This window comes from Klebsiella sp. 2-CIP_Kleb., from assembly GCF_050378715.1.
GTDB lineage: Bacteria > Pseudomonadota > Gammaproteobacteria > Enterobacterales > Enterobacteriaceae > Klebsiella > Klebsiella quasipneumoniae.
In genome coordinates this window covers 109246-126256 of record NZ_JBNRLG010000002.1, presented here as the reverse complement: position 1 = coordinate 126256, position 17011 = coordinate 109246, and the positions used below count along the sequence as shown (strand labels likewise).

General features: G+C 57.8%; 20 protein-coding genes. 7 read left to right on the top strand and 13 right to left on the bottom strand.

Features of this window, described 5'->3' with window-relative positions:
• Window positions 1-17 precede the first annotated feature (17 nt).
• The 3 genes from ACQUTP_RS08570 to aroL all read right to left on the bottom strand — a co-directional run bounded on the left by ACQUTP_RS08570 (window position 18) and on the right by aroL (window position 1744).
• On the bottom strand, window positions 18-698 hold the full coding sequence (locus ACQUTP_RS08570) for an AroM family protein (RefSeq protein ID WP_094333957.1): 681 nt from the start codon (window positions 696-698) through the stop codon (window positions 18-20).
• Window positions 699-947: 249 nt separating this feature from the next.
• Window positions 948-1139 (bottom strand): YaiA family protein, encoded by a 192-nt coding sequence (locus ACQUTP_RS08565; protein WP_002890278.1) that lies wholly within the window; start codon window positions 1137-1139, stop codon window positions 948-950.
• 71 nt (window positions 1140-1210) lie between these two features.
• The gene (gene aroL / locus ACQUTP_RS08560; protein ID WP_023319827.1) at window positions 1211-1744 is read right to left on the bottom strand and encodes a shikimate kinase AroL; all 534 of its coding nucleotides are present in this window, start codon (window positions 1742-1744) and stop codon (window positions 1211-1213) included.
• A gap of 329 nt (window positions 1745-2073) precedes the next feature.
• Between aroL and ACQUTP_RS08555 the strand changes: the two genes are divergently transcribed.
• Window positions 2074-2775, top strand: coding sequence for a DUF2076 domain-containing protein (locus ACQUTP_RS08555; protein ID WP_004204868.1), 702 nt, complete (start codon window positions 2074-2076; stop codon window positions 2773-2775).
• On the opposite strand, the gene ACQUTP_RS08550 is transcribed toward ACQUTP_RS08555, so the two are convergent.
• Window positions 2772-3230, bottom strand: a complete 459-nt coding sequence (locus ACQUTP_RS08550; protein ID WP_004204870.1) for a YaiI/YqxD family protein — start codon at window positions 3228-3230, stop codon at window positions 2772-2774. The two genes, ACQUTP_RS08555 and ACQUTP_RS08550, sit on opposite strands and share 4 nt — an antisense overlap.
• Before the next feature lie 116 nt (window positions 3231-3346).
• Between ACQUTP_RS08550 and proC the strand changes: the two genes are divergently transcribed.
• The gene (proC, locus tag ACQUTP_RS08545; protein ID WP_004204871.1) at window positions 3347-4156 is read left to right on the top strand and encodes a pyrroline-5-carboxylate reductase; all 810 of its coding nucleotides are present in this window, start codon (window positions 3347-3349) and stop codon (window positions 4154-4156) included.
• Window positions 4157-4223: 67 nt separating this feature from the next.
• Here proC and ACQUTP_RS08540 read toward each other — a convergent pair whose 3' ends face one another.
• From ACQUTP_RS08540 to ACQUTP_RS08520, 5 genes are all read right to left on the bottom strand, one after another.
• On the bottom strand, window positions 4224-4541 hold the full coding sequence (locus ACQUTP_RS08540; RefSeq protein ID WP_004204873.1) for a PsiF family protein: 318 nt from the start codon (window positions 4539-4541) through the stop codon (window positions 4224-4226).
• Window positions 4542-4632: 91 nt separating this feature from the next.
• Window positions 4633-6063 (bottom strand): alkaline phosphatase, encoded by a 1431-nt coding sequence (gene phoA / locus ACQUTP_RS08535; RefSeq protein ID WP_025999123.1) that lies wholly within the window; start codon window positions 6061-6063, stop codon window positions 4633-4635.
• 88 nt (window positions 6064-6151) lie between these two features.
• Entirely contained in the window at window positions 6152-6412 is a 261-nt protein-coding gene (iraP, locus tag ACQUTP_RS08530; RefSeq protein ID WP_004204875.1) for an anti-adapter protein IraP, read from the bottom strand.
• 301 nt (window positions 6413-6713) lie between these two features.
• A complete protein-coding gene (locus ACQUTP_RS08525; protein WP_004204877.1) occupies window positions 6714-7913 on the bottom strand; it encodes a multidrug efflux MFS transporter in 1200 nt (399 codons plus the stop codon).
• A gap of 169 nt (window positions 7914-8082) precedes the next feature.
• Window positions 8083-8766 carry an extensin family protein gene (locus ACQUTP_RS08520; protein ID WP_017898943.1) on the bottom strand — a complete coding sequence of 228 codons (684 nt, stop codon included), beginning with the start codon at window positions 8764-8766 and terminating at the stop codon, window positions 8083-8085.
• A gap of 99 nt (window positions 8767-8865) precedes the next feature.
• On the opposite strand from ACQUTP_RS08520, the gene ddlA reads away from it, so the two are divergent.
• Window positions 8866-9963 carry a D-alanine--D-alanine ligase gene (gene ddlA / locus ACQUTP_RS08515; RefSeq protein WP_004204880.1) on the top strand — a complete coding sequence of 366 codons (1098 nt, stop codon included), beginning with the start codon at window positions 8866-8868 and terminating at the stop codon, window positions 9961-9963.
• 32 nt (window positions 9964-9995) lie between these two features.
• Here ddlA and ACQUTP_RS08510 read toward each other — a convergent pair whose 3' ends face one another.
• The gene (locus tag ACQUTP_RS08510) at window positions 9996-10199 is read right to left on the bottom strand and encodes a DUF2754 family protein (RefSeq protein WP_004204881.1); all 204 of its coding nucleotides are present in this window, start codon (window positions 10197-10199) and stop codon (window positions 9996-9998) included.
• A 252-nt stretch (window positions 10200-10451) separates the two neighbouring features.
• Between ACQUTP_RS08510 and ACQUTP_RS08505 the strand changes: the two genes are divergently transcribed.
• Window positions 10452-10754, top strand: a complete 303-nt coding sequence (locus ACQUTP_RS08505; RefSeq protein WP_004204882.1) for a YaiY family protein — start codon at window positions 10452-10454, stop codon at window positions 10752-10754.
• On the opposite strand, the gene ACQUTP_RS08500 is transcribed toward ACQUTP_RS08505, so the two are convergent.
• The 3 genes from ACQUTP_RS08500 to ACQUTP_RS08490 all read right to left on the bottom strand — a co-directional run bounded on the left by ACQUTP_RS08500 (window position 10751) and on the right by ACQUTP_RS08490 (window position 13726).
• Window positions 10751-11857 (bottom strand): DUF1615 domain-containing protein, encoded by a 1107-nt coding sequence (locus ACQUTP_RS08500; RefSeq protein ID WP_017898945.1) that lies wholly within the window; start codon window positions 11855-11857, stop codon window positions 10751-10753. The genes ACQUTP_RS08505 and ACQUTP_RS08500 overlap by 4 nt on opposite strands.
• Window positions 11858-11875: 18 nt before the next feature.
• Window positions 11876-13096 carry a peptide antibiotic transporter SbmA gene (gene sbmA / locus ACQUTP_RS08495; protein ID WP_004204884.1) on the bottom strand — a complete coding sequence of 407 codons (1221 nt, stop codon included), beginning with the start codon at window positions 13094-13096 and terminating at the stop codon, window positions 11876-11878.
• A gap of 117 nt (window positions 13097-13213) precedes the next feature.
• Window positions 13214-13726, bottom strand: coding sequence for an isochorismatase family protein (locus ACQUTP_RS08490; protein WP_072096510.1), 513 nt, complete (start codon window positions 13724-13726; stop codon window positions 13214-13216).
• A gap of 219 nt (window positions 13727-13945) precedes the next feature.
• Between ACQUTP_RS08490 and ampH the strand changes: the two genes are divergently transcribed.
• The 3 genes from ampH (at window position 13946) to ACQUTP_RS08475 (ending at window position 16935) form a co-directional block, all read left to right on the top strand.
• On the top strand, window positions 13946-15106 hold the full coding sequence (gene ampH, locus ACQUTP_RS08485; RefSeq protein WP_004204886.1) for a D-alanyl-D-alanine-carboxypeptidase/endopeptidase AmpH: 1161 nt from the start codon (window positions 13946-13948) through the stop codon (window positions 15104-15106).
• A 106-nt stretch (window positions 15107-15212) separates the two neighbouring features.
• The gene (gene hemB, locus ACQUTP_RS08480; protein ID WP_004204887.1) at window positions 15213-16187 is read left to right on the top strand and encodes a porphobilinogen synthase; all 975 of its coding nucleotides are present in this window, start codon (window positions 15213-15215) and stop codon (window positions 16185-16187) included.
• Between the two features lie 256 nt (window positions 16188-16443).
• Window positions 16444-16935, top strand: a complete 492-nt coding sequence (locus tag ACQUTP_RS08475; protein WP_004204888.1) for an REP-associated tyrosine transposase — start codon at window positions 16444-16446, stop codon at window positions 16933-16935.
• Window positions 16936-17011: the final 76 nt, after the last annotated feature.

The window sequence follows — 17011 nt, the reverse complement described above, 5'->3', positions numbered from 1 at the left end:
CACGTGAAATTAACACATTAGACTAATAGTTCTGCCGCCAGTCGGGAAACCAGCACATTCGACAGCAAAACCGGGACATCAAGGGCTTTTTGTAACACATCGCGATGATGCTGATAGTAACCGAGACAGTCGAGGACCAGCACGTCGGCCCCCTGCTCCAGCAGCGCTTGACCGGCGGTTAACAGCTCACTGTCGCTACCGGTAAACGGGTTGGCCAACGCGTAGTACGGTGACTTCTCCAGTGAATGCCACTTTTGTCGCTGCATGGGCATGATCTCTTCCACCGGCACGATCACCCCGACCTGGTGCCCATCGACGATCGACGCCACCAGCGGCGGAATGATCCGCTGCGGCTCGAGGAGGATCGCGTGGTGGGTGGTAAAACCGGTCAGCTGTTCGGAGCTGAGCAGCAGGATCACATCAAAATGCTGTCGATCCAGCATGGCGATCACGCTGCGAACATCACGTTCAATTTTTTGTCGCGACACCATCACCAGCTGGTTATCGCTGAGCAAGGTCAACAGACCCTGTTCGCCGTCACCCACGGCGTACTCTGCCATCACGTCGTCACGCGTCATCTCGCCCAGCAGGCTGATGTGAGCGATCTGTTCTTCCCTGATATGTTCGGTCAGGAGCGGTAATACTCCCGCCAGCGGCACAACGCCGATGGTCAAAATTGCCATCGTTGCACTACTCATATCATGTACCTTTTCACTACCACTGCTTCAACACAGGCTTACCACACACAGCATTCGCCCCCCTGGTGAGTAAAAATCAACCGTCGAGAAGCGTAGCAGCTCCACGCCGCGGTTGAATGTAAAGATTACCGGGCGGCGGCGGCGTGCCTGAAAAATCCGTGTGTTAGAAATTCATTAGTACGACTGATAAATAAAAAATGTGAGATACGCCCGATATTGCCCGCAGGACAGGCAATCCGGGCTCAGGGGTTAAGACTTGTCGGGATCTTCATAACGCCGCTTGGCATCCACGGCTTCCTGCTCGGTAGGATGTTCGCTGATTAGCGAATCGGGCTCAGGATAGTCCGCGCGGAGTTGATACCAGGTCACCGTCTGACCCTGAGGACCTTTCTCTACCGCAACCACGCGCGCTTCTCTCGGATATGGGGGTCTGTTTGGCATAGTTCTTCCTTCTTCCGGTATCAGAACTATCAAGTATAGGCGCCCCTCGCCGCCTTAATGTAAGTAAATTCTTAACTTACCGGAGCTGCCGTCGCGCCGCACAGCATGGTCATAATTTGCTCCACCACCCGATCCGGGGAGGCTGTAGCATCGACAATATGATGGGCAGCATCACGGTATAACGCTTCACGCTGCGCCAGCACCTCGCCCACTTCCTCACGCACCGGTTTCCCGGTGAGCGTCGGCCGTTGTTCGGCTTTCGGGTAGGCTTCCAGACGGTCAATCAGCGCCGACACCGACGCCTGAAGATAAATCACCACGCCGTTCTCCCGCATAAACTGACGGTTACATTCCGCGAGGATGATGCCGCCGCCGGTGGCGATCACCGTATTCGGCAGGGTCACGGCCTTTAGCGACAGGGTCTCCAGCTCGCGAAAGCGCGCCCACCCTTCCGCCTGCACGATCTCCGCCACCGTCCGCTGCTCATGGGCCTGCAGCCGATGATCGGTATCGGAGAACTGAAAATGTCGCGCTCGCGCCAGCGCATGGCCGACGGTGGTTTTACCGCAGCCGCGTGGCCCGATGAGAAAGATTGGCTGTGTCATAACCGAAGACCCCCTGGTTCCGTCTGTCGCAAAAAAAGGAAAACGAAAGAACGTATTATCGCTGTCTGTTCCGCAACGTAGTCGTAAATAAAACGTTACACAACTTCTTTACACCCCATCACCGCAGTGAGACAAAGGGCTCTTAATGTAAACTTATCATTGCATTTGGTGTTTAACCAGCTTTACTTTTCTGCCTGGCGTTATTTTTTATCCACTGCTGGCGTAAACGGTAACACATTTATGCATAGCTTTACGAAGCAACATATTTACAACATCGTGTTTCAGACGCACCCTGATGCCTATTCGACAGTGTGACAGAGGAATGTAACATGCAATCTGAAGAACAACGCCTTATTGATGGACTGTTTTCCCGGCTGAAAGAGGCTGAGGCGCACAGTGCATCGCGCGATGCCAGCGCCGAGGAGCGGATTGCCCAACACGTGAGCGCGCAGCCGGCGGCCCCCTACTATATGGCGCAAACCATCCTTATCCAGGAAGCCGCGATTAAACAGCTCAACGATCGCATCCAGGCGCTGGAGAGCCAGGTCAGCCAGCTGCAGGCGGCGAAGCCCAGCAGCGGCGGTTTCCTCTCCGGCCTGTTTGGCGGCGGCGGCTCGTCACGCGGTTCTGACCCGATCCCGGGCGCGGAGCAATACGGTCGCCCGCAGGCCAGCTCACAGCCGCAGTATGCCCCACAGCAGCAGCAGAGCTATGCCCCGCAGGCTGCCGCACGCGGCGGCGGCTTTATGGCGGGCGCGCTGCAAACGGCCGCAGGCGTAGCGGGCGGGGTGGTGCTGGGCAATATGCTGACCAGCATGTTCAGCGGCTCGCACCCGCAGGAGATTGTGAATATCATCGAAGAGAAGCCGCAGCCTGATGCTGACGCCCCCGCCGCACAGGAGACCGCCGCGGGTGACGATCCGTTCCGTCAGGGAGACGATCAGTTCCTTGCCGACAACACCTGGAACGACGACTTCGACGCCGGCTTTGGCGATGATGATATTGGCAGCGATGACGACAGTTGGGTTTAACCCTGCTGACGTTTAACCGCCAGCAACCACTTCTCCAGCTCGGCGGCAAACTGTTGCCGATCGCGCTGCGATAAACTATCCGGGCCGCCGGTCTGAACGCCGCTGGCCCGTAATGTCTCCATAAAATCCCGCATCGTCAACCGCTCGCGGATCGTCGCTTCGCTGTAGCGCTCTCCGCGCGGATTGAGCGCCGCCCCGCCCTTCGCCAGCACCTCCGCAGCCAGCGGAATATCGGCGGTGATCACTAAATCCCCCGCCGCGCACTGACGGACAATTTCGTTATCCGCCACGTCAAAACCCTGCTCAACCCGCAGGGTGCGGATGAAACGCGACGGCGGTACGCGCAGCGGCTGGTTCGCCACCAGCGTCAGCGGCGTCTGGGTCCGCTCTGCCGCGCGGAACAATATCTCTTTAATCACGTTCGGACACGCGTCTGCATCCACCCAAATGGCCATGCCAGCTCCTGTTACCTGCAATAAGTGTCGCCAATGTTACCTGCTTTTCTCCCCCATGAAAGCGCCAGGATGATAAGCTAATCAGATCGTAACGAAAAAAGCAGAGGGGAATGGTGATGGATAAGAAAATTGGCTTTATCGGCTGCGGCAATATGGGTAAGGCCATTCTGGGTGGACTGATCGCCAGCGGCCAGGTACAGCCGGGACAAATTTGGGTCTACACCCCGTCGCCGGACAAGGTTGCGGCTCTGCGCGACCAGTACGGCATCAACGCCGCCGATAGCGCCCAGGAAGTGGCGCAAATTGCCGATATCGTCTTCGGCGCGGTGAAGCCGGGGATCATGACCAAAGTGCTGGGCGATATCGCCTCCAGCCTGAATAAAGAGTCGCTGGTGGTCTCCATCGCCGCCGGCGTCACGCTTGACCAGCTGGCGCGCGCGCTCGGCCACGATCGCAAAATTATTCGCGCGATGCCCAATACCCCGTCGCTGGTTAACGCCGGCATGACCTCCGTTACGCCAAACGCGCTGGTGAGCAGCGAAGATGTGGCTGAAGTGTTGACCATTTTCCGCTGCTTTGGCCAGGCGGAGCAAATTGCCGAGCCGATGATCCATCCGGTGGTGGGTGTGAGCGGCTCCGCGCCGGCCTATGTCTTCATGTTTATCGAAGCGATGGCCGATGCCGCCGTCCTCGGCGGGATGCCGCGCGCCCAGGCCTACAAATTCGCCGCGCAGGCGGTGATGGGCTCTGCCAAAATGGTGCTGGAGAGCGGTGAGCATCCGGGAGCGCTGAAAGATATGGTCTGCTCTCCTGGCGGGACCACCATCGAAGCCGTGCGCGTGCTGGAAGAAAAAGGCTTCCGCTCCGCGGTGATCGAAGCCATCAGCCAGTGCATGGAAAAATCAGAGAAACTGAGCCGCTCCTGAAGCTGAGCTGGCGGGCTGCAAGCCCTGAGAGGTCAAAGAACAAGGGAGCGCGTGCGCTCCCTTTTTTTCAGGCTTTCTTCAGGCAGCTACTCATGAAGGTACTGCGTTCATCGCCCTTCAGTGATTTTGCCGAAGCCGCTTTGTTGCAGTCGCTCATCTTCTGCTGTTGGGGCGTGAGGGGCTTTCCTTGCGAGGTCGTGGTCTCTTTTTTGAGACACTGACTCATAAAGGTTTTGCGCTCCTCCCCTTTCAGCGTTTTGGCTGACGCTTGCTGATTGCAGTCCGTCATCCTTTGCTGCTGAGGAGTGGGCGTTTTTTCTGCCGCGCCAACCGCGCTGATAAAGATCAAGCCAAACAGTAGGGTCATCAGTAAGGTTATTTTCATCGCACCATCCTTCTGTGAGTGGATCGTTGTAAGTCTGGACGCAGATAGAAAAAAAACCAGCCGGTGACGCGATTTCGCCACCGGCAGCGACTTATTTCAGACTCAGGGCAGCTTTCATAGTTGAGAAGAGGTCGGTCTGATCGGTCAGGCCGACGACGTTAGCCGCATGCGGACCGTAGGCCGCAATGCGCAGCTGGGTGCCGGTGTGCTCCATCGACTCTTCCTCTGAGTTGCCGTAGCTCATGACCATCACTGCGCCATCGTGAGTATTCAGAGCCTGAGTCAGGCCCGGGGCTTTGCTATCCGCCGGGATGATCTGGCTGGCGTGCGCATGGTCGGCGGTGACGATCACCAGGGTATTGCCGTCTTTTTTGGCAAATTCCAACGCCTTCTGCACCGCCTCGTCGAGATCAACCGTTTCGCCGATCTGGCCGCACGGATTCGCCGCATGATCCTGCTTATCGATGGAGGCACCTTCCACCTGCAGGAAGAAGCCTTTCTCGTGGCGGCTCAGCAGGTCAATCGCTTTCTCCGTCATCTGCGCCAGCGTCGGCACCGAGGCGTCGCGTTTCGGGTTTGGGGTACAGGTTACCGGCGGCTTATCGATATTACCGTGATAAGACGCCTTGGGCCCTTCCCAGCGTACCGGCATATTGCCGTCGGCGAACAGTCCCAGCAGCGGTTTATCCTGGCTGGCTTCCGTCGCGGCGGCAAGAGAGGCCGCGTCGGTCACAATCTGGTAGCCGCGCGCTTCCGCCTGCTCACGCAGGGTTTTGCCCTGCCACTCGCCCGCCGTCGCCGTTTCGGCAAAAGTCTTCGCGCCGCCGCCCAGGGTGACATCCGGCCGGGCATTCAGCAGCTGTTCGGTAATGGAGCCTTTGCCCCCTTTCTCCAGCGCATTGCTGGGGCATTTTTCGCTGGTGACCGTAGGGCCGTAGCATTTACGCGATGTCACATGCGCCACCAGCGCCGCGGGGGTGGCGTCCTGCAGCTCGGCGGTAGAAACGTTGCCGGTGGCCAGGCCCGCCGCTTTCGCCAGCTCGAGGATGGTCTGATGCGCGTTCTCATGAATATCGACGCCCAGCGCGCCGTTATAAGTCTTCACGCCGGTGGTCCAGGCGGTGGCGGAGGCCGCCGAGTCGGTGACGTAGTCCGGTTTACCGGTTTTTTTATCCAGCGAATAGTGCGTGTACTGCCCGGTTAACGGCAGGGCGTCAATGCCTTTAAAGAAACCGCCCGCCCCTTCCGCATAATTTCGCGCAGCGGTAATTTCAGAATCGCCCATCCCATCGCCAATCAGCAAGATAATGTTTTTGGCCGGCTTATTGATTATCGAGGCGCGCAGCGCTTCGGTTTGATCGCCCGTTAAACGACGCGCGCCGCCGGGAGTAGTGATATCTCCCTGGGCAGCGCGATTTTCCAGAACCGGCGCGGTCGTGGTTTCCGCATGAATAACCGGCGAGCCCAGCAGAGGCAGCAGGGCAATAAACAGGGCGCTTAATTTCACTTTTGTCATCTCCATGTAAAAAATACTTAAAAAACAAAACGTGGGAGACTTTATAAAAGGGAGATGACAGAAAAATGACGGCATCCTTGTCGCGTCGCAAAGATTAGCTACGAGGATGCCGCAACAGCTTCTTTAGATATTGCTGCAGCAGGATGGCATCCTGGTCGTTGACCGGCGGACAAGGCGTCACCTGGTCTATCGCCTGCTCAATATCCTGAATCAATGCCTGCTGGGCATCGTGCTCCATATGGCGCAATAATGCGGTGACCACGATCTCCAGCGCTTCAACCTGCACCGTCAGTTCCTTTGCTTCTTCTTCTTTTTGCGCCAGTTTAACCAGTAACTCAGCAATGAGATTCTTCATAGCACCAGTTCCTTATGCGAGGCCTGTTTTTCGATTGAGATGTCATACCTGATGACGGACCCCAGAATTACTTAAAATAAGAATCGTCGCAACACCCAATATACAGCGAAACGTTTTACCACAACAAAATACCACTATAAATAGTATTGTTTAATCACAACCGGGGCTGTTTATAACTAAATGATGTCGGAAATAATAAAATGGAATAGCGCTCACGCAATGGCGATAACAAAAAGTAATGGTAAATCGACCGACGTTGAATAACGCTGACGGTATTGCGTTAAATACCGTCAGCAGAGGTTCAGGCGTTAGCCCGGCGGGTACGGCGCAGCATCCATGCCAGTTGCCAGAGGTTAATGAAAACGATAATGGCGGTAGCAATAAACACCCAGCGGAAGCCGGCCATCGCTGATACGGAAGCGCCAATTAGCGGCCCGGCGACGTTGCCCAGATACATAAACGACTGGTTATAGCCAAAGATGCGCCCGGTGACGCTGTCGCTGCTGTATTTCAGCAGCAGGGTCTGCACCGCCGGAAGCATCGCGCCATCGGCAAAGCCGAGCAGAAAACGCAGCGTACCTAATTGCAGCGGGGTGGTGACAAAGGACATGGCGAAGAACATCACCACCGCGCAGCAGAGCGTCGCCAGCAGGATCCGCGAGGTGCCGATGCGGTCGCCAAGCTTACCCAGCCGTGGCGCAGAGATCAGCGCCGACACCCCGGGCACCGCGGCGATCATCCCGGCCAGAAAAGCGATATTGTTGCTGTCCGGCGCCATCGACTTGATAAACAGCGCCAGAATCGGGCCGATTGAGCCGTTGCACAACTGGATCACCAGAGTGGTGAAAAAGAGGCTGATTACCAGCCCCGGATAGGGCAAGGAGGCAAAGACCTGTTTCCCGGTGAGACGATCGCTTTTGCTGACCTGCGGGCGAACGCCCTCTTTAATCAGAAACAGGGTCACCAGAAAACTGATGGTCAGCAGGATCGCCGTAATAAAAAAGACCATTCGCAGCCCGACGTGGTCCGCCAGGAAGCCGCCCAGCAGCGGGCCGCCGATCACGCCGCTGATTTGCGCCGTCGACAGGGTGCTCAGCGCCCAGCCGCTGCGCTCGCGCGGCACCTGGGAGGCCACCAGCGCCATGGCGTTAGGGATATAACCGGAGGTTAAGCCCATGATCGCCCGCAGAATAAACAGCTGCCAGACGTTGGTGGCGAAGGCCTGCAGCAAAATGGCGATCGCCATTCCCAGCGAGGCGCGCAGCAGCATCAGCTTGCGACCTTTGCGGTCCGCCAGGCTCCCCCACATCGGCGAGACGATCGCCGAGACCAGGAAGGTGACGCTGAAGGTCAGCCCCGACCACATCGACAGCGCTTCATGCGAGGTGACGCCCAGCTGGGAGACGTAGAGCGGTAAAAAGGGGAGAATTTGACTGATCGCCAGGCCGGTAAAAAAGCAACCAAACCAGACAGAGATAAGATTAACCTTCCAGGATTCCATAACTACGCGTATTCATTAATGATTTGCCAATTATTACCTAGCTTAGCAATTTCATTGCACTGGTGTACTACCATAGATGCGCTGGCGGTGAGTTTGGTGTTTTATGACTGCGCATGAGAGGCTGACGAAGCATTTTCTGGTCATTCAGGCTGCTCACAGGGCTTTATGCTCAAAAGCAGAAGCCCTGCCCGCGCATCCCAAAGTGAAAATGGTTGGCGTGCGCCGCGTTGTACTCCGGCCCCAGGGCGTTGCCGAAGTAAGGGCAGCTGTTGCTTAACAGCGCCGCCAGCCAGGGGTGAGAGCGATCGCTGCGCCAGCCCTGCAGGACGCTGATGCGTCTGCCGTCCGTCAGGCGGAAGCCGCTAACATCAAGGGCATCCGCCGTCGCGTGTTCACTACGCCGCGCCTGTTCCCGATGGTAGATATTGCGGCAGGCGAAGCTGCCGAGATGATCGATCTGGCGCAGATCGCTGGCCATCAGCTGACGGGTTAGCGGCTTCGCCTGTTGCTCGACGTACAGCGCGCTGCTGAGCGCCAGCGGGCAGCTGGCGAGGAAACTACTGCTCAACTGCACCGAGCCAAAATTAGCCACCCGCACCACGTTACGCAGCGGGCAGGCGCCCTCGCTGTCGGCCACCGGCTGGCTGGCGATGAGCCGCCGGCGGTTGGCCTCCGCCAGCAGGGAGGCGCACTGGTCGGCCGTCAGGCTGCGCAGCTTGAACGACGTCAGCCAGCCCGGGGGATCGTCAAGGGCCAGCGGCGCCAGCGGATTCAGGTGTGGCGGCAGATAGCGATATCCCACAAGGCCCGCGCCGAGCAGCCCGGCCAGCACCAGCAGCGTCTTTCCTCTCACGCCCGCTCCCGTCAATTGATCAGGTAAATATTATGGCAGGCAGGCGGCGGTTTCACATGGTATGTTATGCCCTTTGATGTAATCTGGATGGAAGTTGAAATGGCAAAGATGAGGGTTGGGATCGTTTTTGGCGGTAAGTCGGCAGAGCATGAAGTGTCGCTGCAGTCAGCGAAGAATATCGTGGAAGCGATTGATAAATCACGCTTCGATGTGGTTCTGTTGGGGATTGATAAACAGGGGCTATGGCACATCAACGACGCCGGCAACTACCTGCTCAACGCTCAGGATCCTGCCCGCATCGCCCTGCGCCCTTCAACGGTGACCCTGGCGCAGATCCCGGGCCGCGAGGCGCAGCAACTGATTAACGCCGAAAGCGGCCAGCCGCTGGCGGCCATCGATGTAATTTTCCCCATCGTCCACGGCACGCTGGGCGAAGACGGTTCCCTGCAGGGGATGCTGCGCATGGCCAATCTGCCTTTCGTCGGATCCGATGTGCTGGGCTCTGCGGCCTGTATGGACAAAGATGTGACCAAACGCCTGCTGCGCGACGCCGGTCTCGCCGTCGCACCGTTTATCACCCTAACCCGCGCCAACCGCGCGCAGTTCAGCTTTGCCGATGTCGAAGCGAAGCTGGGCCTGCCGCTGTTCGTTAAGCCGGCCAACCAGGGATCGTCGGTTGGCGTCAGCAAAGTTAAAAACGAAGAGCAGTACCATCAGGCGGTGGCCCTGGCCTTTGAATTTGACCATAAAGTGGTGGTGGAGCAAGGCATTAAAGGGCGGGAAATTGAGTGTGCGGTGCTGGGTAACGACCATCCGCAAGCCAGCACCTGCGGTGAAATTGTCCTCAACAGCGAGTTTTACGCTTACGACACCAAGTATATCGACGACCAGGGCGCGAAGGTGGTGGTCCCGGCCGCTATCGCCCCGGAGATCAACGACAAGATCCGCGCTATCGCGGTGCAGGCTTACCAGACCCTGGGCTGCAGCGGCATGGCCCGCGTCGACGTCTTCCTCACCGCCGACAACGAGGTGGTGATCAACGAGATCAACACCCTGCCGGGCTTCACCAATATCAGTATGTATCCGAAGCTGTGGCAGGCCAGCGGCCTCGATTACACCAGTCTGATCACCCGCCTGATTGAGCTGGCGCTGGAGCGCCATGCCGCGGACCGGGCGCTGAAAACCTCCATGAACTAAAACGCGTTTTACCCCGCCTGGCAGCGGCGGCCTCAGGCCTCTTCTGCCGGGCGGCGGCGGATCACAAAGCCCGCAATCCAGAAGCTTATTACCCAGGTGACCAGACCGACGGCGTAGGATTGCCAGCCCTGCGTCTCAAACCCCAGCAGCCCCACCACGCCATTAAGAATAAAAATTAACCCCAGCGCCACCGCGTAGTAGTGCCAGTCGCGGCGAATTTTATCAGTGAGCTTCATGCGGCCTCCAACAGCAAAAAACGCATCTTCGCATAGCCGCCCGCGGCGGTCTGTAGCGATATGGAGAATGTTGCTGGATTGCGACGCCGGTCTCCCTTTTCCCTTCCTCTGGCGCGGTTAACACAACGGCGAAAACAGGATTATTCCTGGAGGGCAATTACCAGCAATCTGATACTGGCGACGGCGTCGCACTGCCAGAATACCTGCCATAGAGCTGGAGAAAAAACCAGCAGTACAGAGGTGGGAGGGCCTATGGCTGAATTCAGTTTTTCAAAATCGCTTTTGGGAAATAAAAAAAGAGGGGCGCTGACCGGCAGCCATGTCGCCTACGGGCTGTTCGTGCTGATCTGCTGCTGGGCCGGCGCGCAGATGCTCAGCATGCTGATCCACGCCCCGGGGGTGTTTGAGCGCCTGATGCAGGCCCAGGACGCCAGCCGTCCGCAGGTCGACATCAGTCTCGCCGTTGGCACCCTCTTTGGCCTGATCCCTTTCCTGGTCAGCTGCGCGTTCATCGGGCTGCTGGCGATCATTGTACGCTGGCGTCGGCGCCGTTAACGCCGCGCCATACAGCTTGCCCGCCGCTCATCGACCCGTTTCGCAAACCACGCCGTCGTCAGATTACGGGTGATTTTCGGACTCTCAAGCTGGATCCCCGGTAACATCTCCCGCGGCAGGGTTTTGCCCGCTTTTTTATCAGCGAGACGGAAAACCTGTTGATAGAGGTCGGTCTTCTCAAACGCCAGGCTGTCGCCCTTTTTCAGCTGGCTGTGGATCTCGCTGTCGCTCATCCCCAGCTGGCCCGCCAGGCGACGTACCGCCAGCTCGGTGCTGCCCGGCTCATCGCTGTCATAGCGGATAAGGTCGCCATCGAGCGCCAGTTTCACCCCGCTGGCTTTCACCACCGCGTTCTGGAAGGCGGCGTTACGGCTGGCATACCAGCCGGCGTTAAAGTCGGCAAAACGGTACAACGGCACGCTGTAGCTGGCCGGGTAGTTCAGCAGATGATAGGTACCAAACCACAGGCCGCCGCGCAGGCTGAAGACCTCCTGGCGCACCGTACCGTTCATTTTCCACGGGTAGCCGGAGGTATGCTGCTCAGCAAAGGCGATGCTGACCTGCATTGGGCCGCCGGTGTGCACCGGGTTCAGGGAGCCGAACAGCTTCTGCCCCATCGGCACCATCCCGATAAAGTCATCAAAAATAGCGCTCAGCTGCTTTTCCGTCTTCACATTGTCCAGACGGTCGCTATAGCTTTTGCCGTTTGGCGAGGTGATCTTCAGCGCGGTATGGACCAGAAACAGCGGAATGTGCATTTTTTCCGCCCGGCGGTCGATCTCCTGCCAGGCGATTTTATTCAGCCCCGGCACCACCGGATCGGACTGATAATTGGACTCCTGCTGCGCGACCGCCAGCACCGAGCAGACGTTCTCTTCCGTCGGCGCCAGCTTCTGGCTGTCAAAGGCGGTGGCGATGGCTTGCGCCCAGGCCTCCCGATCCTTGACGCTGGCGGGCATTTTCTGCCGCACCACCGACGCCACGTCAACGGGCTTCTCACCCTCTTTCAGCACCGGCGCCTGCTGGCTGGTACAGGCGCTGAGCACCACGGCCGCCAGCAGCGTCAATGAACCGGGTATAATGCGCGATAAACGTGCGGCCATCCTGCTTCCTTGTCTTGATTAACGTAATGTCGGGATCGCTTCCTGCAGCGGCTTGCCGTCCAGTTCGCGCTCAAAGCTGCGCAGACGTTTGTAGATGGACATCAGTTCCACCAGCGTCGTCCACGAGCTGATCAGGTACTGGAACGAACCGCGCACCTGGCCGAAAACGTTGGTAATTTGCGTCATCAGCCCGAGGGTAATCGTACCGGCAACGATCGACGGAAACAGCAGGAAAAGGCCGAAAACGTTATCCACCTGCAGATAGAGAATGCGGGCGATATTGAAGTACATATAGTGAAAATAGAGACGGAAATAGTTGCGACGCACCGCGCTGAACAGCTCGCGCACCGTCGGCGGCGTGGCGCGGGTTTCATCGTCCTCGCCGTAGACCAGCTCTTTACGATAGGCCGCTTCCACGCGCTGGTTTTTAAACTCCAGACCCGGCAGCTTAATCCCCACCACCGCCAGCAGGCCGGTCCCCATCAGCGACCAGACGATCGCGGCAATAACCAGGCCATACGGCAAGTGACCGACGATGGGCAGGTCGGGAACGTGTTCGGAGAGCGTCACCAGCACCGGCAGGAAGGCGATCAGGGTCATCACCGCGTTGATAAAGCTCACGCCCATATCTTCCAGGGTGGAGGCAAAGCGCATGGTATCTTCCTGCACACGCTGCGCGGCGCCTTCGATATGGCGCAGATGCTGCCAGTGGGCCATGTAGTGTTCGTTCATCGCCGTGCGCCAGCGGAAGACGTAGTGGCTGACGAAAAAGTTGTTCATCACGCCGATAATCACCGCGATGAGCGCGATGCCGAGAAAGATGCCGATCTCATGATAAAACTGGTTGATACTGACCTTATGCGGGGTGGCCAGCGCGCTCTGGATCAGATCATAGAACGGCGCATACCAGGCGTTGATCGCCACCCCCACTTCCACCAGAAACCAGGTGACGAAGATGATGAGCGACGTGCCGAGAATCGACCAGTACTGCCAGCGATGCGGGCAGTAGACAAACCAGAACAGCGCAAACACGCCGACGCAAAACAGATAGTAAGCGTAGAACACCAGATAGTTGAGCGACCAGAAGCGCGCCGCGCTGATCGCCACATCCTTCGATGCCCCGGTGACCCGCAGCAGCCAGTCGCCGCCGCCCGCCTGCCAAAAGATCACCGCCAGCAGCGACCAGATAAAGGCAGAAATAAAAAACGGCCCCGGTTTGGGGAAAAAAGATTTAAACATCATTGTCTCCTGCTAACTTCTTATCGTTCTGCTATTGCTGTATACGACGCATACGTCGGCCGCCGCGTGAAAGCGCTCTCGCGGGGCAGACGGATGATAAGACCGGATATCAACAGCTTAGTTCTGCTGCCAGGCGTGCAGAATTGTTTCTGTGGGTTTCACCTGTAAAGGATTGCCAGGAACGGTCAGCGTACGCCACACTTCATTGTAGTGGGCGATCAGCGTCGCGGCCTGCGCGGCGGGGCGGTTGGCGGTGGTGTGGGCATCTTCCGCGATAACAATGCCGTACCCGCGGCTGGCGCCGTTTTTAATGGTGGTGTCGAGGCAGTAGTCGGTGGCGCAACCGCAGATGACGAACTGCTGAATGTCGTGTTCCCGCAGCACCTGCTCCAGCGAGGTGTGGTAGAAGGCGTCGCAGGCGGTTTTGGTGACATACAGCGCGCCGGCCGGCTGTTCCAGCTCAGGGAGCAGGGCGAAGCCTTCGCTGCCGGCTTCGAGGCCGCCGGCCTCATCATGCTGAATAAAAATCACTTTATCCGCCGCGCGCACCAGACGATTAATTTGCGCGACGCAGCGCTCGCGCGCCAGACGCGGCGTGGCGAACACGCCGTTTTGCATATCCACGACCATCACTACCCGTTGAGCCGCCATTGTTTTCTCCCGCAAACCTTCAGCCAAACGGTCATCATACGCGCCGGCGAAAAAAGCCGGTATCCGAAAGCGTAAAAAAGTCTTTTTTACGCACCGTTACCTTTTTCCTGCAGGAATGTCGTGAATCCCGCTTTGTTCTGCGCCACTTCGTAGTATAAATACCCTCTTCTTTTTTATTTATTTAATGGATGATCTCCGTTGAAACGTAGTTTGCTCATTTTTGCTGCGCTGTGCGCGGCGTCGTGGACCTCGGCGCAGGCCGCACAGCCTACCGTTGACCCGGTTTTCGCCTCGGATGTGGTCGATCGTTACGCCAATCATATCTACTACGGCAGCGGCGCCACCGGCATGGCGCTGGTGGTGATCGATGGCAATCAGCGTGTGTTTCGCAGCTTTGGCGAAACCCGCCCGGGGAATAATCAACACCCGCAGCTCGACTCGGTGATCCGTATCGCCTCCCTCAGCAAACTGATGACCAGCGAGATGCTGGTGAAGCTGCTCGACCAGGGGGTGGTGAAACTCAACGATCCGCTGAGCAAATACGCTCCGCCGGGCGCCCGAGTGCCTGACTGGCAGGGAAAACCAATCACTCTGGTGAATCTCGCGACCCATACCAGCGCCCTGCCGCGCGAGCAGCCTGGCGGCGCCGCTCATCGTCCGGTGTTTGTCTGGCCAACCCGCCAGCAGCGCTGGAACTGGCTCTCAACCGCCACCCTGAAGACCGCGCCGGGCTCACAGGCAGCCTACTCCAATCTGGCCTTCGATTTACTGGCGGACGCGCTCTCCACCGCCGCCGGCAAACCTTATCCGCAGCTGTTTGAAGAGCAGATCACCCGGCCGCTGGGGATGAAGGACACTACTTTTACCCCATCGCCGGATCAGTGCCAGCGGCTGATGATCCCGGAGAAAGGCGCCAGCCCGTGTAACAACACTCTGGCGGCGATCGGCAGCGGCGGCGTCTACTCGACGCCGGGGGATATGATGCGCTGGATGCAGCAGTTCCTGTCATCCGATTTCTATACCCGCAGCCAGCAGGCCGACCGGATGCAGACGCTGATTTATCAGCGTAACCAGCTGACTCGGGTGATCGGTATGGACGTGCCTGGCCGCGCCGACGCGCTGGGGCTTGGCTGGGTGTATATGAAGCCGAAGAATGGCCATCCGGGGATTATTCAGAAAACCGGCGGCGGCGGCGGGTTTATCACCTATATGGCGATGAATCCGCAGGCTAACGTCGGCGCTTTTGTGGTGGTGACCCGCTCGCCGTTAACCCGTTTCAACAATATGAGCGATGGCATCAACGATCTGGTCAGCGAGCTGAGCGGCATGCAGCCCAACATGCAGACGGCCAGTCAGTAAGCCCGGGGGAGGTTTCGCCGATGCGACATAACGATCGTTTTGGCGAAACATCCCGCTGCCATTTCAGTTACACTACCCTCTTTCATTTCACAAAATCAGGCAAACCATGACAGATTTAATCACTCGCCCCCGCCGCCTGCGTCAATCCGCTGCGCTGCGCGCCCTGTTTGAAGAGACAACACTGAGTTTGAACGACCTGGTGTTGCCGATCTTTGTTGAAGAAGAAATTGATGATTACAAAGCGATCGAGGCGATGCCCGGGGTGATGCGCATTCCGGAAAAATATCTGGCGCGCGAGATCGAACGCATCGCCAATGCCGGCATTCGCTCGGTGATGACCTTTGGTATTTCTCATCACACCGATGCCACCGGCAGCGATACCTGGAATGAAAATGGTCTGGTGGCGCGTATGTCGCGGATCTGTAAGTCCACGGTGCCGGAGATGATCGTCATGTCCGATACCTGCTTCTGCGAATACACCTCCCACGGCCACTGTGGCGTGCTGTGCGACCACGGGGTGGATAACGACGCGACCCTGGAAAACCTCGGCAAACAGGCCGTTGTCGCTGCCGCCGCCGGCGCGGATTTCATCGCCCCTTCCGCCGCGATGGATGGTCAGGTGCAGGCGATTCGCCGCTCGCTGGACGCCGCCGGCTTCACCAATACGGCGATCATGTCCTATTCGACCAAGTTCGCCTCTTCCTTCTACGGCCCGTTCCGCGAAGCGGCCGGTACCGCGCTGAAGGGCGATCGTAAAACCTATCAGATGAGCCCGATGAACCGCCGGGAAGCCATTCGCGAGTCGCTGCTCGATGAAGCCCAGGGCGCCGACTGCCTGATGGTGAAACCGGCGGGCGCCTACCTGGATATTCTGCGCGATATCCGCGAGCGCAGCGATCTGCCGCTCGGCGCGTATCAGGTCAGCGGGGAGTACGCGATGATCAAATTCGCCGCCCAGGCGGGCGCTATCGATGAAGAGAAAGTGGTTCTGGAAAGCCTCGGCGCTATCAAACGCGCGGGCGCCGATCTGATCTTCAGCTATTTCGCCCTCGACCTGGCCGAGAAAAACATCCTCCGTTAAGCCTCCCTCTCCCCGGTGGCGCTGACGCTTACCGGGGCTACCAAACCTCATCTCCGGTGCGCTGTATTTATCGCGACCACCACACCGTAGCCCGGATAAGGCGCTTGCGCCGCTATCCGGGGACAGGCGCTAAACAATATCTGTAGCTAAAATTTTGCACGCCGCTTTCCATCTTCTGCGCGTTCTTCTTGGCGTACCGGATTTCGCCTTCTAACGTGTTAAACCACATCATAAATACCGAATTCCAGGAGATCCTGTGGTGGCTTATCGACGTTATTACATTAAAGGGGGAACCTGGTTCTTCACCGTTAACCTTAAAGACCGTAGAAGCATGCACCTAACTGAAAACATAGAATTATTGCGCTACTCTGTCGCCGTAGTTAAACAACATCGCCCCTTTATTATTGATGCCTGGGTGGTGTTGCCTGAACATCTGCATTGCATCTGGACACTACCTCATAATGATGACGATTTTTCTTCACGCTGGAGAGATATCAAAGGCTGTTTTACCAGAACGTTAAAACGACACCCCCTCTGGCAACCTCGCTTTTGGGAGCATGCCATACGCGATGAAGATGATTACCGCCGACACGTTGATTACATCCATATCAATCCACTTAAGCATGGCTGGGTCACCCGAGTGATCGATTGGCCATTTTCAACCTTTCATCGCGATGTCCAGCGCGGGCTATATCCCCCAAATTGGGCTGGCGATAGCTTTGATCTTAGCTGCGGTGAACGCCGATAGCCTCTCCCCGGTGGCGCTGACGCTTACCGGGGCTACAAATCGGCGCCAACCGTAGCCCGGATGAGGCGTTAGCCGC